Annotated in this window: 1 pseudogene; it reads right to left on the bottom strand. The window is 52.5% G+C overall.

The annotated features are described in order from the left end of the window. Positions 1-263 (bottom strand): annotated as a pseudogene (locus SB719_RS20850) (oligopeptide ABC transporter substrate-binding protein OppA); the annotation flags it as partial.

Below are 263 nucleotides of genomic sequence, written 5' to 3'. Positions count from 1 at the left end.
CCGTCGATCTTGTCCGAAACAAGGGCGCGCGACGAATAATAGAGGATCGGGATATTGCTCATCTCATCGAGCTTCAGCTTTTCGGCTTCCGCCAGCGTCTTGGCACGCTCGTTGAGATCGAGAATCTTTTCGGCCTTTGCCATCAGCGCATCGTAATCGGCGTTCTTCACCTTGGAATAGTTGAAGCTCACATTGCTCTGGCTGATGAACAGGAAGTTCTGCGGATCGTTATAGTCACCGATCCAGCATGCACGGGCGATGTC

The sequence above is a fragment of the Pantoea sp. SIMBA_079 genome (assembly GCF_046940275.1).
GTDB lineage: Bacteria > Pseudomonadota > Gammaproteobacteria > Enterobacterales > Enterobacteriaceae > Pantoea > Pantoea borealis.
The sequence above is the reverse complement of the archived record's forward strand: the minus strand, read 5'-3'. Positions and strand labels throughout refer to the sequence as shown.